This is a genomic window from Leucobacter salsicius M1-8 (genome assembly GCF_000350525.1).
Classification (GTDB): Bacteria; Actinomycetota; Actinomycetes; order Actinomycetales; family Microbacteriaceae; genus Leucobacter; species Leucobacter salsicius.
Map to the genome: position 1 here is coordinate 20,320 of NZ_AOCN01000028.1, position 12,062 is coordinate 32,381.

9 protein-coding genes are annotated in these 12,062 nt (G+C 68.5%); 6 read left to right on the forward strand and 3 right to left on the reverse strand.

The window, feature by feature from the left end; genetic code table 11:
- The first annotated feature begins 33 nt into the window (after positions 1 to 33).
- The 4 genes from C795_RS0114200 to C795_RS0114215 all read left to right on the forward strand — a co-directional run bounded on the left by C795_RS0114200 (position 34) and on the right by C795_RS0114215 (position 7,339).
- On the forward strand, positions 34 to 657 hold the full coding sequence (locus C795_RS0114200) for a hypothetical protein (protein ID WP_017794412.1): 624 nt from the start codon (positions 34 to 36) through the stop codon (positions 655 to 657).
- Positions 654 to 2,324 (forward strand): DNA polymerase Y family protein, encoded by a 1,671-nt coding sequence (locus C795_RS0114205; protein ID WP_017794413.1) that lies wholly within the window; start codon positions 654 to 656, stop codon positions 2,322 to 2,324. Before C795_RS0114200 ends, C795_RS0114205 begins: the two co-directional genes overlap by 4 nt.
- A 115-nt stretch (positions 2,325 to 2,439) precedes the next feature.
- Complete coding sequence (locus C795_RS0114210) at positions 2,440 to 5,961, forward strand: error-prone DNA polymerase (protein ID WP_017794414.1); 3,522 nt, start codon at positions 2,440 to 2,442, stop codon at positions 5,959 to 5,961.
- A 43-nt stretch (positions 5,962 to 6,004) separates the two neighbouring features.
- The gene (locus C795_RS0114215) at positions 6,005 to 7,339 is read left to right on the forward strand and encodes a nicotinate phosphoribosyltransferase (protein WP_026139711.1); all 1,335 of its coding nucleotides are present in this window, start codon (positions 6,005 to 6,007) and stop codon (positions 7,337 to 7,339) included.
- Between the two features lie 80 nt (positions 7,340 to 7,419).
- On the opposite strand, the gene C795_RS0114220 is transcribed toward C795_RS0114215, so the two are convergent.
- The 3 genes from C795_RS0114220 to C795_RS0114230 all read right to left on the reverse strand — a co-directional run bounded on the left by C795_RS0114220 (position 7,420) and on the right by C795_RS0114230 (position 10,224).
- Positions 7,420 to 7,692 (reverse strand): DUF3039 domain-containing protein, encoded by a 273-nt coding sequence (locus C795_RS0114220; protein WP_017794416.1) that lies wholly within the window; start codon positions 7,690 to 7,692, stop codon positions 7,420 to 7,422.
- 52 nt (positions 7,693 to 7,744) lie between these two features.
- Positions 7,745 to 9,220 carry a hypothetical protein gene (locus C795_RS0114225; protein ID WP_232225505.1) on the reverse strand — a complete coding sequence of 492 codons (1,476 nt, stop codon included), beginning with the start codon at positions 9,218 to 9,220 and terminating at the stop codon, positions 7,745 to 7,747.
- 65 nt (positions 9,221 to 9,285) lie between these two features.
- Complete coding sequence (locus tag C795_RS0114230) at positions 9,286 to 10,224, reverse strand: ABC transporter ATP-binding protein (RefSeq protein WP_017794418.1); 939 nt, start codon at positions 10,222 to 10,224, stop codon at positions 9,286 to 9,288.
- Between the two features lie 131 nt (positions 10,225 to 10,355).
- Here C795_RS0114230 and C795_RS0114235 point away from each other — a divergent pair, with 131 nt between their 5' ends.
- Together C795_RS0114235 and C795_RS0114240 are read left to right on the forward strand one after the other, a co-directional pair.
- Positions 10,356 to 11,144: an ABC transporter permease gene (locus C795_RS0114235; RefSeq protein WP_017794419.1), complete on the forward strand. Its 789-nt coding sequence runs from the start codon at positions 10,356 to 10,358 to the stop codon at positions 11,142 to 11,144.
- Position 11,145: 1 nt separating this feature from the next.
- A complete protein-coding gene (locus C795_RS0114240; protein WP_017794420.1) occupies positions 11,146 to 11,919 on the forward strand; it encodes an ABC transporter ATP-binding protein in 774 nt (257 codons plus the stop codon).
- The last annotated feature ends 143 nt before the right edge of the window (positions 11,920 to 12,062 follow it).

The following is a 12,062-nucleotide window of genomic DNA, read 5'->3' on the forward strand; positions in this document are numbered from 1 at the left end:
GACTTATTCGAATATATGTTCGAATATTGCTGCATGGTCTCCCCCACCGTTCACTCGCTGCAGCAGCGCATCTCGCAGATGCAGCCCATGCGGCTGCCCGAACGGAAGCTCCCTACCCACCCGGAGCTACGACGACTCTTACCCGGGGCCGCTATCCACGCCGGAACGGCCTATTCGGTCCACGGCTCGTGGCAACTCGCGCTCGCGTTTCTCGCGGAGGCGTCAAGCGCTGGCGAGTGGTGCGGCGTGATCGGATGCCCCGCGTTCGGCGCGGAATCCGCTGCCGCCCTGGGCATCGCCCTCGATCGCTGCGTACTGATTCCCAACCCCGGGGCTGATGCCGCGGCCCTCGCCGGAACACTCAGCGAGGCGCTCACCGTCACACTGCTCCACACTCCAGCGCAGACCCCCGCCGGCGTCGCCGAGCGCATCGCCGCGCGGCTCCGAGAGCACGGCTCAGCCCTCGTGGTGACCAGCGCCTGGCCGGGCACGGCCGCCTCCCTCAGCGTGACCGAATCCCGCTGGGAGGGGCTCGAACGAGGCTTCGGCAGTCTTGAAGCCCGTGAGCTCACCGTCGCTACCCGTAGCAGCCGCGGCACCACCCGGCACGCTCTGCGCTTCTCAGGCGGCACCCTCACCACGGCGAAGCGACCATGACTGTCGCCCTGCAGGCGGTGAGCTCGGCCCCCCACGGCTCCGACGCCAATTCCCGTGCCGAACGCGTGATGGTGCTCTGGGTTCCCGATTGGCCCGTGCACGCCCTCCGCGGCACGCTCCGTGACGCAGAGGCGCACACCGCCCCGCTCGCGCTCGTGGCAAACCATCGCATCGTGGCCTGCTGTTCACGGGCGCGCGAGGCCGGAGTGCGCGCGGGCATGCGCGAGCGCGACGCCCAGGCGGTCTGTCCCGCGCTCGAGCTGCATCCGCACGATCCGGATCGCGACGCGCGCAGCTTCGCCCCCGTCATCGGCGCGCTTGAGGAGGTCGTGGCGGGTGTGGAGGCCCGGCGCCCGGGCCTCGCTGCGCTGCGAGCGCGGGGCCCCGCACGCTATTACGGCGGCGAGGAGCCCGCCGCCCAGGCGATACTCGGCACCCTCCGGGCGCTCGGGTTTTCCGACGCCCGTATTGGCATTTCCGACGGGCTCTTTGCGGCGGAGCAGGCCGCCCGCGCCACCGGCACCACCGGGACAGCCGGGGCGACCAGCGTCACCTCCGTTCCGGTAGGGACGGCCAGGGCCTTTCTCGCGCCGCTGCCGATTACGCGCGCCGCCAGCGGGCCACTCGCGGCCACCCTGCAGGGGCTCGGCATCCACACTCTCGGAGCGTTCGCGACGCTCCCCGAGGATGCGGTGCGGCAACGGTTCGGCGGCGAAGGTCTCACCGTACACCGCCGCGCAACGGCGGCAGGCCCCCAGCACGGCTCCGAGGTGCGCCCCCGCACACCGCAGCGCGACTTCGCGGTCGAGGCGGAGTTTGAGCCGCCGATCGACGCGAGCGCCACGCTTGCCGAGGCGGCAGAGAGCACCGTTTCCCGGTTCTTCGCCGCGCTCGCCGAGACCACCCTCATTTGTACGGGACTACGCCTCGAACTCACCGACGATCTCGGCATTCGCCACGAACGCACCTGGTCGCATCCCACCCGATTCACCCGGGAGGACGTGCTCGATCGCGTGCAGTGGCAGGCCGAGTCGGGGACGCTGGGCGGCACGGGCCCCAGCGAGGAACGCGGGGGTGCGGGCATTGCGAAGCTCCGGATCACGCCGACGCATACCGACCGTGCGCACGAGGCAGGCTTGTGGGGCGCAGAGCCCGACGAGCGCGTGCGCCACCATTTGCGCGGCATTCAGGTGTCGCGCGGCCGCGACAGCATCGGTACCGCTGCGCTGCGCGGGGGGCGGCTCTCAGCCGACCGGCAGCAGTTTGCCCCGTGGGGGTCAGCCGCGCCAGCCGCCACGCGACCCGCCGGGTTACCCTGGCCCGGCGCCGCCCCCGCCCCGAGTCTCGTGTTCTCGCCGCCCCTGCCCGCCGCGCTCGTCGACGCGGCGGGCAGCCCGGTGCGTGTTGACTCGGAGGACCTCTTCGAGGAGGCCCCGGCCCGGCTGAGCGTGCGTCCGCCGGATGCCGCAGCCGAAACTCCACTCTCCCCCTCGGCTCTGCCGCGCGCGGCGGCCGTCGCCTCGTGGTCTGCCCCGTGGCCGTTGCGGGAGCGGTGGTGGGCGGGGGCCCCGCCTCGGGTCCGACTCCAGGTGGTGCTCGAAACGGGTGACGCCTGGCTGCTCATCCACGACACCGGACGCTGGTTTGCCGAGGGCAAATACGACTAGCGGCTCTGCCTCTAACCGCTGCCACCAATTTCTGCCACCAACTTGTGCCACCGGATCCAGCCACCGGATCCAGCCACCGCACTACCCCAGTTCCAGCTGTCGAAGGGAGGGGACCATGGGATGGAACAACCCGCCGCTGTCGTGGCAGGAGTTCGAGCGCACGCTCTCGAGCCGCCCGGGGCCTCCGAACTCAGGTACACCGGGCGACGGCCACACGAACATCGGCAGCACGAGCACCGACGCCCCGCACCCGGCCACGCCAGCCACCCCGTCGCGCCCCGAAGCGCCGGCGGTCCCCTACGCCGAACTGCACGCGCACTCGAGTTTCAGTTTTCTCGACGGCGCCACTGGCCCCCGCGGCCTCGTGGAGGAGGCCACCCGGCTCGGGCTGACGGGTCTCGCGATCACCGACCACAACGGGCTCTACGGTGCCGCGAACTTCGCGGAGGAGGCCCAGCTCGCCGCGCGCACCGCGAACGTCTCAGGCGCAGCAACCGTCAACAACACTCCCCTGCTTACTGTCTACGGCGCAGAGCTCTCGATCGGGCTCAGCTCCCCGCAACTGGGGGTCGCGGACCCGGAGGGCACCCACCTGCTCGTGCTCGCCCGCGGCACGGCCGGGTACCACCGCCTCGCCGCCGCCATCACCGAGGGGCAGCTTGCGGGCGGCGAAAAGGGTCGCCCGCTCTACGACATCGAGCAGCTCGCCGACGCCGCGGAGGGCGACTGGGTGGTCCTGACCGGCTGCCGTAAGGGTGCCGTGCGACGGGCGCTCGACGGCACTGCTGCTGGAACGGTTGCCGGCACCGGCCGGTCCGACCGTGAGGCCCATGCCACCCGCGAGCTCCAGTCGCTGAGCGATCTGTTTGGTCCAGACAACGTCTATGTTGAGCTCACGCACCACGGGCACCCCGGTGACGACGCCAGCAATCTGGCGCTCGCCTCCCTGGCGGCCCAGCAGGGCCTCCCCACGATCGCAACGGGCGGTGTGCACTACGCGACCGGCGCCGAGGCCCCCCTCGCCGAGGCCCTCGCCGCGGTGCGCGCCCGGCGCAGCCTCACCGAGATGGACCCGTACCTCGCCGCGACGGGGGCGGCGAGGCTCCGATCCGGCGCAGCGATGGCGCGCAGATTCGCACGGTTCCCGGGCGCCGTTTCCCGCACCGTGCCGCTCGCCCGCGAGCTCGCATTCTCGCTGCGCGCGGCGACCCCGAAGTTGCCGAAGCTCGAGGTGCCCGAGGGGCACACGCAGATGAGCTGGCTCAGGAGGCTCACGTGGGAGGGCGCCGAGCGGCGCTACGGCGAGCTCTCGCGCAGCACGCGGGAGCGCCTCGAACGCGAACTCGAGGTCATCGAGGCGAAGGATTTTCCCGGCTATTTTCTGATCGTGCACGACATCGTGCAGTTCGCGAAGGGCCGCGGCATCCTGTGCCAGGGCCGGGGATCGGCTGCGAATTCGGCCGTCTGCTACGTGCTGGGCATCACCGCCGTCGACTCGATCCTCTACGATCTGCCGTTCGAACGGTTCCTCTCGAGTATGCGCGACGAAGAGCCCGATATCGACGTCGACTTCGATGCGGGCCGCCGCGAAGAGGCGATCCAGTACGTCTACCGGCGCTACGGTCGCAGAAACGCCGCCCAGGTCGCGAACGTCATCAGCTACCGCCCCAAGGCCGCGATCAGGGACGCGGCAAAGGCCCTCGGCTACAGCGCGGGGCAGCAGCTCGCTTGGGCGCGCCAGGTCGAACGACGGGGCGCAATCGAGAACGGCCAGATTCCACCGCAGGTGCGCGACCTCGCGACGCAGATGCTCAAGCTGCCGCGCCACCTGGGCATCCACTCGGGCGGCATGGTGCTCACCGAGCGCCCGGTCGGAGAAGTATGCCCCATCGAGCATGCGCGCATGGAGGGCCGCACCGTGCTGCAGTGGGACAAGGAGTCGTGCGCATGGATGGGGCTCGTGAAGTTCGACCTTCTGGGCCTCGGCATGCTCAGCGCCCTGCAGCAGGCCATGGATCTCGTCGCCGAGCACACGGGTGTGCGGTGGGAAATGAGCACGATCCCCAAGGAGGAGCCGGGCGTCTACGACATGCTGTGCCACGCCGACGCGATCGGCGTGTTTCAGGTGGAGAGCCGCGCGCAACTCAACACGCTGCCCAGGCTCAGGCCCCGCAGCTTCTACGACCTCGTGATCGAGATCGCGCTGATTCGCCCGGGGCCCATTCAGGGCGGTGCCATTCACCCCTATCTCAGACGCCGCGGCGGCGAGGAGCCCGTCACGTACCCGCACCCCGCGCTCGAACCCGTACTGAAGCGCACCCTGGGCGTGCCACTGTTTCAGGAGCAACTGATGCAGATGGCGATGGCCGTGGGCGGCTGCAGCGCCGAGGACGCCGACCTGCTGCGCCGCTCGATGGGCTCGAAACGCGGAGAGGAGCACGTCGTCACCCTGCGCGAAAAGCTGTTCACCGGCATGCGCGCGAACGGCCTCACGCAGGAGGACGCGCAGCGCATCTACGACCAGATCGAGGCGTTCGCGAGCTTCGGCTTCGCCGAGAGCCACTCGATCAGCTTCGCGCTGCTCGTCTATGTGAGCGCATGGTTCAAGCTGCACTACCCCGGCGCGTTTCTCGCGTCGCTGCTCAACGCGCAACCGATGGGCTTCTACGCGCCCCGCACGCTCGTCGAGGACGCCCGTCGGCACGGCGTGGCGGTGCTGCCCGCCGACGTGCAGACTTCGGGGGTCGACACGGGGCTCGAACCGCTGGAGGGCACGGGCTCGGGTGCATCTGCCCCCGACTGCACCGCGGCCAGCGGGGCAACCTCGGGTGGCAGGCCCACCACAGGCCCTGACTCCGCCCCCGACCCCGCTCCCGTACCGCCGTTCGACCCTGCCGCCCCCGACACGAGCGGAGCGCACCGCCTCGACCGGGGCTTCGCGGTGCGGCTCGGGCTCACGGGCGTGCGCGGCATCGAACGCGCGGCCGCGGAGCGCGTCGTGGCAGCGCGCGAGCGCGGCCCGTTTGCCGGGCTGCCCGACCTGGCCAGGCGAGCAAACCTCGACCGCACCCAGCTCGAGGCGCTGGCCGCGGCGGGTGCGCTCGCGGGGCTCGGACTCGACCGGCGGGCCGCACTGTGGGCGGCTGCCCCGGCTGCCGAGCACCGCGAGGAGTTTCTGGCGGGCAGCGCGCTCGAGATGCAGCCGCCGCTGCTGCCCGTGTTGAGCCCGGCCGAGCAGAGCGCGCTCGATCTATGGGCGACGGGCATCACGACGGGTGTGCACCCCATGGCGCATCTGCGCGGCGAGCTCGACCAGCGCCGCATCGTGCGCTCGGATGGGCTGCCGCGGGCGCGCCCGGGAGCACGCATCACGGTGGCCGGCATCGTGACGCACCGGCAGCGCCCGGCCACCGCCAGCGGGGTCACGTTTATCTCGCTCGAGGACGAGACAGGCACGGTCAACATCGTCGTGTGGGCGCGGGTGTGGGAGCGCAACCGGCTCGTGGCTCGGTCGTCCCCCGCGCTCGTGGTGCACGGCGTCTACGAGCGCTCCCCCGAGGGCGTCGGCAATGTGATCGCCGAAACCTTCGAACCGCTCGCATCGCCGGGCGGGGTGAGCTCACGCGACTTTCGGTGAGCCTGTGGCACCCCGGCCGGGCGCACGCAGATACACTGGCCAGGTGCACACGTCTACAGCCCTGTTCACCGATCACTACGAACTCACGATGGTCGATGCCGCCCTGCAAGCAGGCACAGCGAACCGTCAAAGCGTCTTTGAACTCTTCGCGCGCCGACTCTCGGGGGCCCGCCGTTACGGCGTCGTCGCCGGAACCGGGCGGCTGCTCGAAGCCATCGAACGCTTTCGTTTCACCGACGCCGAGCTCACGTTTCTGAGCGACACGCAGGTTGTGCGCCCTGAGACTATCGACTGGCTCGCCAACTATAAGTTCTCGGGCGACATCTGGGGATACCCCGAGGGCGAGGTGTTCTTCCCCGGATCCCCCGTGCTCACAGTCGAGTCGACCTTTGCCGAGGGCGTGCTCCTCGAAACGCTGGCCCTCAGCATCCTGAACTCGGACTCGGCGATCGCTACTGCCGCCTCGCGCATGGTCAACGCCGCCGCGGGCAAGCCGCTCGCCGAGATGGGATCGCGCCGCACGGGCGAGCACGCAGCGGTCACCGCCGCGCGTGCCGCGTACATTGCCGGCTTCAACGCGACTTCAAACCTTGAGGCGGGGCGCAGCTACGGTGTGCCCACCATGGGCACCGCTGCACACGCGTTCACGCTGCTGCACGACTCCGAGCGCGACGCCTTTGCGGCGCAGGTCGCAGCCCTCGGCGTCGACACGACCCTGCTCGTCGACACCTACAACATCGAGCGCGGCGTGCGCAACGCCATCGATATCGCGGGCACCGACCTCGGCGCCGTGCGCATCGACTCGGGCGATCTGCCCGTCGTCGTGGCGCAGGTGCGTCGCCTGCTCGACGATCTGGGCGCCACAAACACTCGCATTACCGTCACCAACGATCTCGATGAGCACACGGTCGCCGCGCTCGCGGCCTCCCCCGTCGACAGCTTTGGCGTCGGCACCTCCGTGGTTACCGGATCCGGCACCCCCACGATGAGCATGGTCTACAAGCTCGTCGCCCGCCAGAACGATGCGGGCGACTGGGTCTCGGTCGCGAAGAACTCGGAGGGCAAGGCCTCCGTCGGCGGTCGCAAGTCAGTGCGCCGCGCACTCGATGACTACGGTGTCGCTACCGCTGAGCTGATCGCGGTCGGAGACGGCCCCGAGGGTGCCGACGAGTTCGCCAGCACCGCCCAGTTCGCGGGCCACCAGGGCCGCAGCGTGCTCGTCCCGCTCATGCGCGCGGGTGCCGTAGTGCCCGGCAACACCGGCACGGACGGCATCGCGGCCGCGCGCGAGCGCCACCGCATCTGCGTCGCCGAGCTTCCGCCCGTCGCGATGAGTCTCACCCGCGGCGACCCCGCAATCCCCACGCAGTACCTCTGAATGACGACCGGATCGCGCGGCTGAAACGAGATCCGGATCAAAAAGGCCCGGGTGCTGAGCACCCGGGCCTTTTCGTTTCGCTACTTCTTCATGTTCTCGTAGACCTTTTTGCAGTCGGGGCATACGGGGAACTTCTCGGGGTCGCGCGAGGGCGTCCATTTCTTGCCGCACAGTGCGCGCACGGCCTTGCCGGTCATGGCCGACTGCAGGATCTTGTCCTTCGGCACGTAGTGCGAGAAGCGCTCGTGGTCGCCGTCTTCGATCTGCGCGTCCTCGAGCAGCTTCTCGAGTTCGCGGTCGAGCAGGTCAGTGCCGCCCCCGGTAGATTTGTCGTCACGCGTGAAGATACCCATAACGCAATTCTACCGCGCCTCGCTTAGTAACGCTCGCGAAGATGTTGCGGGGTTAGTCGAAGATCTGAGTGACCGCGATCAGCTCGGGGCCGTTGCGCTCGAACAGCTTGCCGCCCACGAAGATGCCGAGCAGCAGCACGAGAAGCCCGTAGCCGACACCAAAGGCGAGCGCCCACATGTTCTGCAGGAACGACACGTCGATCACCGCGACGATCGCGAACCACACGGGCGGCACCGCTACGACGAGCGACACAATCATTGAGAGCGTCTGGGCCAGCCCCGAGCCGGAGCCCGACCACTGCGGCTGCACGAACGGGCTGTCGCCGGGCCGCGTTGCCGGGTAGGGCATCGCGACGGAGAACACACTCGTAACACCGGCGGCAACGAACAGCACGGCGAGGTTGAGCCCCAAGACGGCGGGCAGGATGCGCCATTCGCCCGCGAGCGTCACCGTGATGCTGGAGCCGATCACCGCGAGGGGCACGCCAATCATGAGCACCGGGGCCAGGCGGCCCGCGCGGTCGGCGCTGCCGCGAATGCCGCTGGCAACGTGTTCCCAGATCGCCGTCGAGTCCATGGCGACGTCGTTGTGCTGCGACCAGGCGAGCAACAGCAGCACCACCGGCAGCGGCACGAGGGCCAGGCTGCGCATGTCGGCACCCGCGACGGCGAATGCCGCCAGCATCACGATGGGGGCGATGGGGATCGCGAACAGCGCGACACGATACCGGGGGTCTCGCGACCAGTAGGTGAGACTGCGGGCGGCAATCACCTGGGCGGGCCGCGCCGAGAAGCGCTCGAACCAGCCCAGTCCGCGGCGCGCAATACCCGGGTCGGCGGGACGGTCGATGCGGTGCAGGGACACGCGCACGATCGGGATCCAGAGCAGCAGCAACACGATAATCGTGGCCGCGGCCACCCCCAACCGCAACAGCGCGGCATCAACATCGCCCGAAGCGGCCAGGCCGATGGCGGCGAACGGCGCCCCGAAGGGGGTCCATCCCGCGATGCGTGCGGCCTCGGCCGCGCCGGCTTCACCGGCAGAGGTGAGCGTCACCGACGCCGCGAGCACCACAAACGGGACGCACGCCACGAGCAGCACCACGCCCACGGTGCGCAGAGCGCCCGCGTAACGCACACCGGTCATGCGCTGCGACAGCGCAGCCATCACGCGCACGCAGGCAATACCCAGCAGCGCGGCAAGCGCGAGCCCGGCGATCAGCATCCAGCCCGCTCCGCTCCACTCGGCGCGAAACACGCCAAGCGCGATGAGCCAGGCGGCGAAGATCAAGAACGGCCAGCTCACCACAGTCGTAATGAACAGCCCGAAGCCGACAGATCCGGGAGTCACCGGAAACTGTGCAAGCTGAGCGGGCGACAGGTTGCGCTGGTTCGAGAAGAAGGGCACCACAAACGTTGCCGCGAGCACCACGGCACCGACCAGCACGTCGATCATCGCGCGCTGCGTGTCAGAGACCGCCAGGTACGACGGTGCCGCGGCCGCAACGATCACCGCTGCGAAAGCCACCAAGAGACCGAGGCTCGCTCGAAATGCACGACCCACCGAACCCCGGAAGATGGCGCCAAGCAGCGCTACTCTGAGTCGGAAGAGCCGTGCAGCCATTCGAGTCCCTTTCGTGTCTCGCCGCCGCCGGTGAGCTGCACAAAGCGCTCCTCCAGGCTCTGGCCGTCGCGCACATCATCGACGGTGCCCTGCGCAATAATGCTGCCGTCTACGATGATCGAAACGTGGTCACACACGCGCTGAATCAGATCGAGGCTGTGGCTGGACATGACGACACTGCCGCCGCCCGCAACGTACTTCTCAAGAATGTCAGTCACGTTCGAGGCAGACACCGGGTCGATAGCCTCAAACGGCTCATCGAGCACGAGCACCTCGGGGGCGTGAATCATGGAGCAGGCGAGCGCAATCTTCTTCTGCATGCCCGCTGAGTAGTCGGAGACGAGTCGGCCAAGCGCCGACTCGAGGCCGAATGCTGCAGCCAATTCGCCCGCACGCTGTGCCACCGATGCCTCGGGGACGCCGTGCAGCACACCCGAGTAGTACAAGAGCTGCGCGCCGGTGAGGCGGTCAAACAGACGCAGTCGGTCGGGCAGCGTGCCGATGAGCCGCTTGGCAGCGGGGCCATCGCGCCATACGTCAACGCTGCCCACGGTCACGCGACCGGACGTCGGACGCAGCAATCCGCTAATCATCGACAGCGTCGTCGTCTTACCCGCACCGTTCGGGCCCACCACGCCGGTGAACGACCCGGCGTGCACGTTCATCGTGACCTCGTTGGCCGCGACGAGCGAACCGTAGGTCTTCGTGAGCACCTCGGTGCTCAACACGACCGGGTTCTGTGCGGCGATCTTGCCACGCTCACGCGCACGCACGATCGAGGGCACGGGGACCTGGATCCGGCCGGTGCGCGGGGCACGGGCACGTTCGGCTGCCGCCTGATCCGCGGCGGGGCTTGTGGCCTGCGAGCCACCTACATCGGAGGAATCGACCGAGGGCTCAACCGACACCTCACCTCCCCCTGTCTGCGGGGCGGGCATGGCGGAAGAACTCAGTGGCGGCACAAGCTCTAACCTACCAAATTCAGACGCACCCGGTGCCCCGCGCGCCGACTCACACAGGGACACGGCAGAATAGAGGGGTGAACACCCCCGCTGCCACCCCCCGTCCGCGCTCTCGCGCCTGGTCGGCGCTGTGGCTCCTGACCAGGCGAGACCTCAAGGTGCGTTACTCCACCTCGATGCTCGGATACCTGTGGTCGATACTCGATCCACTTCTCATGAGCCTGATCTACTGGTTCATTTTCACCCAGGTCTTTTCTCGCGGAGTGGGCGAATCGCCTTACATCGTGTTTCTCCTCACTGCGATGCTGCCCTGGATGTGGCTGAATGGTGCGGTCTCAGACTCCACGCGCGCCTTCCTGCGCGACATGAAGCTGGTGCGCTCGGTAGCACTACCGCACTGGATCTGGGTCGGGCGCATCGTCTGCTCAAAGGGCGTCGAGTTCTTGCTGAGCTTGCCCGTGTTGGCCCTGTTTGCCATATTCTCGGGCGCTCAGGTGGGACCGGGGCTCCTCTGGTTCCCCGTCGCAACACTCATGTTGGGCGTTCTGACCCTGGGTCTGGGCCTGATCATCGCCCCGCTCGTCGTGTTCTTCCGGGATCTCGAACGAGCCGTAAAGCTGGTGCTTCGCGTGCTGTTCTACGCATCACCGATCATTTATGGCGCGGCCGATCTGCCCGAGTTTGCACAGCCGCTCGCCTGGCTGAATCCGCTGTCGGGAATCTTCTCGCTGTTTCGGGCTGGATTCTTTCCGAACCAGTTCGACCCCGCGCTCGTGCTGAGTTCGGCGGCCATCACCGTCGTCACGCTCATCGTTGGCATCATCGTCTTCCGTCGCGCTATCGGCGGCGTTCTCAAGGAGCTCTAGCGTGACCACCCCCGAAAACTCCTCGGTCGCCCCGTCGACGACCGATCCGATCATCACCGCGGCCGGCCTCGGCGTGCGTTTTCGGCGCAACCGAGGGGCTCGGCGCAGCTTTAAGGACCTCTTCTCCGGGGGAAAGCGACGCAACCGCCCGGGCGACTTTTGGGCCCTCCGAGACGTCTCCTTTGCCGTGCAACCCGGTGAAGCGATCGGCGTCGTGGGGCGTAACGGCCAGGGCAAGTCGACCCTGCTGAAGCTCGTCGCGGGTGTCCTCTTCCCCGACGAGGGGCACGTGCGGGTCCACGGTGGCGTCGCGCCGCTGATTGAGATCACCGGAGGCTTCGTGGGCGACCTCACCGTGCGGGACAACGTGCAACTGACCGCGGGCCTCCACGGGCTCTCGAAGGCAGAGATCGCGCGCCGCTTCGACGACATCATCGACTTCGCGGGGGCGGCCGATGTGATTGACACGCCCTTCAAACACCTATCGAGTGGCATGAAGGTGCGCGTCGCGTTCTCGCTCATCTCGCAGCTCGACGAGCCCGTGTTGCTCGTCGATGAGGTCCTCGCCGTGGGCGACAAGGCGTTTCGTGCGCGGTGCTACAAGCGCATCGAGGAGCTGCTCGCAGAGGGGAAGACACTCTTCTTGGTCTCCCACAACGAGCGCGACCTGCGGCGGTTTTGCACCAGGGGTCTATACCTTGACTCGGGCAAGCTCCAGCTCGACGCCGCCATCGAAGAGGTGCTCACTCGGTACAACGCCGATCACCCGGCGTAACGAGGCCTGTGCAGGCTCTCAGCACGCACGCAGCGCACATCACACAGGACAAGCCACACAGCACAGCGCCCGGTGTCGGACACGTTTGGACGTGTCCGACACCGGGCGCTGGTGCGTGACTCGGCGTCTAGAAAACTAGACCA

Bases quoted from the DNA above. Each gene is read 5' to 3' on its own strand.
- C795_RS0114210 (WP_017794414.1), top strand. From the start codon at position 2,440: ATGGGATGGAACAACCCGCCGCTGTCGTGGCAGGAGTTCGAGCGCACG.
- C795_RS0114220 (WP_017794416.1), bottom strand. From the start codon at position 7,692: ATGGGTATCTTCACGCGTGACGACAAATCTACCGGGGGCGGCACTGAC.
- C795_RS0114200 (WP_017794412.1), top strand. From the start codon at position 34: ATGGTCTCCCCCACCGTTCACTCGCTGCAGCAGCGCATCTCGCAGATG.
- C795_RS0114205 (WP_017794413.1), top strand. From the start codon at position 654: ATGACTGTCGCCCTGCAGGCGGTGAGCTCGGCCCCCCACGGCTCCGAC.